This window comes from Wenyingzhuangia sp. (genome assembly GCF_039768515.1).
Taxonomy (GTDB): Bacteria; Bacteroidota; Bacteroidia; order Flavobacteriales; family Flavobacteriaceae; genus Wenyingzhuangia.
On the sequence record NZ_JBDNAI010000030.1, the window covers coordinates 1 to 3,262 of the forward strand.

General features: G+C 35.0%; 4 protein-coding genes. All 4 read left to right on the forward strand.

The genetic code is table 11. The annotated features are described in order from the left end of the window. On the forward strand, positions 1-521 hold a 521-nt coding region (locus ABF281_RS02030; RefSeq protein WP_347180032.1), incomplete at its 5' end, for a glycosyl hydrolase family 16. A 12-nt stretch (positions 522-533) separates the two neighbouring features. Further along, positions 534-1,376: a glycoside hydrolase family 16 protein gene (locus ABF281_RS02035; protein ID WP_347180033.1), complete on the forward strand. Its 843-nt coding sequence runs from the start codon at positions 534-536 to the stop codon at positions 1,374-1,376. 21 nt (positions 1,377-1,397) lie between these two features. Then, positions 1,398-3,008: a glycoside hydrolase family 16 protein gene (locus ABF281_RS02040; protein WP_347180034.1), complete on the forward strand. Its 1,611-nt coding sequence runs from the start codon at positions 1,398-1,400 to the stop codon at positions 3,006-3,008. A gap of 61 nt (positions 3,009-3,069) precedes the next feature. Beyond that, a partial coding sequence (locus ABF281_RS02045) for a hypothetical protein (protein WP_347180035.1) occupies positions 3,070-3,262 on the forward strand: 193 nt, incomplete at its 3' end.

Sequence of the window (3,262 nt, forward strand, 5' to 3'; positions counted from 1 at the left end):
TCATTTATAATTCACAGCCTCCTTATTATCCTATTGATTTTGAAGAAGCTGGTTTTGGAGCGACTTGGACATGGACTGTTTTTGAAAATGGTGCCAACCCTGATGTACAAATCGTGAACAATCCTGATTCATCAGGCTTGAATATTTCAGAAAAAGTACTTGAGTTTACTGCGCTTACAAGTGGAGCTCCTTATGCGGGTTTTGAGTCCAAACATGGAACAGATATAGGTTCTTTTACCTTTGATGAAACCAACAAAATTGTAAAAATGTTAGTTTACAAATCCAATATTAGCGATGTTGGTTTAAAGTTTTCTGAAGCCAATGGTGAAGCCCAAGTAGAGGTTAAGGTAGCCAATACTAAAATAAATGAATGGGAAGAATTGGTATTTGATATGTCTAATCTCATTGGTAAAGGGATAACAGGAAAAATAGACCAATTGATTGTTTTTCCTGATTTTAAAAATAGGAGTAAGAATAATGTTGTCTACCTTGACAACATAACATTTAATGATGTAAAATAACATATTAGTAAAATGCAGAGAATTAAATACAAATATCTTTTAACCGTTTGTGCTTTTTCAATTATTGTTTTTGTATCAGCTTGCGGTACAGTTGATGAAGAAAAACCGTCGTGTTCAGGTGTCTTGTCTACCGAAGGCTCAGGAAATAATGATGTATTGGTTTGGTCAGATGAATTTGATACTGATGGTTTGCCCTGTAATGAAAATTGGACATATGATGTTGGAAAAGGTCAAGGAGGTTGGGGAAATAACGAAGTTCAATTTTATACGAGAGATAAAAATGCCTATGTTGAGAATGGTGTTTTAAAAATCACAGCTAAAAAGCAGACTTATAGTGGTGCTGAGTATACTTCAGCGAGAATAAAAACACAAAACAGATTTTCCTTTACTTATGGTAGGGTTGAAGTACGGGCCAAACTACCTCTTGGTGGCGGGACATGGCCAGCCATATGGATGTTGGGTGAGAATATTACTTCAGTGGGTTGGCCAACATGTGGTGAAATAGATATCATGGAGCACAGAGGTAATTTCCCTGGAGAACCCTCTAGTGCCATTCACAATTCTTCAGGTTTTGGCGATACACCTTATGTTAGTCATCCTCCGAAAGACCTTTCTGTAACTTCAGAATTTCATATCTATGCGATCAATTGGACAAAAGATAAAATCGAGTTTATCAAAGATGACCTCATTCATTACGTATACCAGCCAAGATTTAAGGATGCAGCCAATTGGCCCTTTAACAAAAATCAATTTATCATTCTAAATGTGGCTATGGGTGGAACCTTAGGGGGTAGTATTGACCCTAATTTTACATCTTCTGCTATGGAGATAGATTATGTAAGGGTATATCAGTAGACATTTAATAAAGCCTATTGAATGCATTACGAACAACCTATTGATCAAAGCCAAAAAATACATCAGCCAAAAATTATGATGAATATATTTAATAAAGTGTTGACTTTTTTATGTTTTATCCCACTTGTTATCGCTTGTGATAATAATGAAATAGAAACACAAATCATAGACCCTATCGTTGATCCTACCCTTGAGACCGAAAGTGATTTGGCTTTTCAAAAAATTTATGACAATTCTGGAGGAAAAGGAAACATCAGCTTGATTTCTTTTGAAGATTTACTAGCTACAAAGGTCGTAAATGTATCAGAAGGCAAATGGATTTACTACTCAAAAGCCATTGAATTAAAAACGGATTTCTCAAACCCAACCAGTTTAACAGAGTTACAAACTTTGGTTGATCTTGTCAATGAGAATAACAGGGTATTGGTTTGGTCTGATGAGTTTGATGTGGCAGGAGTTCCAAACTCTGAAAATTGGACTTATGATTTAGGAGCTACAGGTTGGGGTAATAATGAAGTACAAAATTATACCAAAGAAAACGCGACAGTAGCAGATGGTATTCTAAAAATTACAGCTAAAAAACTAACACTTCCTGTAAAAACAGGAAGTAACTTAGCAAATTTTGAGACAGCTTCGGAATATTTGTTTACAAATCTTACGGTTGAAGATAAAAATGACAAAAATGGAAGTCCAACTAAAGTAGGAAAAATTGTAAACGTAGGAGATGGGATTTGGGAAGCCATCGTCATCCAACAATCGAATTACATAAGTTTATTAAATCCCAGTAAAAGGGTTATTACCTTCGATTTTTATCAAGAAACAGCTACTGAAAGAAGTCTTATTTTAAAGTTAGAAGGCGCTAATAAAGGAACGCAAACTAAAGCCGCAGGAAAAATAGAAGTACAAACAACAACTACTGCAACAGCAGGCTGGCAAACAGTATCGTTTGACTTTGGAAAGAGTGCAACTGTTCCGGGAGACACTTCGGGTGAGAAAATTTTATTAGAATATGCTGGAATGGCTATTTTTGTAGATCCGGGTATTGCTACTAGTGGAACTTATTTCATAGACAATATTTCTGGAGCTGAATTTGGTGGAGAAATTTCTTCTACAAACAGTTCTTACACGTCTGCAAGAATGAAAACAGAGGATAGGTACAGTTTTACCTACGGTAAAGTAGAAGTTCGTGCTAAATTACCCGATGGTGGAGGGACATGGCCTGCAATATGGATGTTAGGAGATAATATTAGAACAATTGGATGGCCTGCCTGTGGCGAAATAGACATCATGGAGCACAGAGGAAATTATCTTGGTGAACCTTCAAGTGCGATACACAATTTATCAGGCTATGGAAATACACCTTATGTAAGTCATCCACCTAAAGATCTTTCAGTCACAACAAGGTTTCACACTTACGCTATCAATTGGACCAAAGATAAAATTGAATTTATAAAGGATGATATCATACATTACACTTATCAACCAAGATTCAAAGATGCTAAAAATTGGCCTTTTGATAAAAATCAGTTTATCATTTTAAATGTTGCCATGGGGGGAACTTTGGGAGGTAATATAGATCCTAATTTTACGATCTCCACTATGGAAATAGATTATGTAAGGGTGTATCAATAAAAAAATAAAAAAATAAAAAAAGATGATTTGATTTTAACAATCATCACAACTATAATAGAATATGAAAAAAATTATAATGGGTATATCCATATTTGCTGCGCTGATAACCATGCTCTCATTTAGTATTAATATTGAGAAAGATCATATGGATAAAAGTCTGTCTGCAAAAGAAAGGACAGAGGTATTATTAGCCAAAATGACCTTAGAAGAAAAAATCGGTCAAATGAATCAGTACAATGGGTTTTGGAATGTAA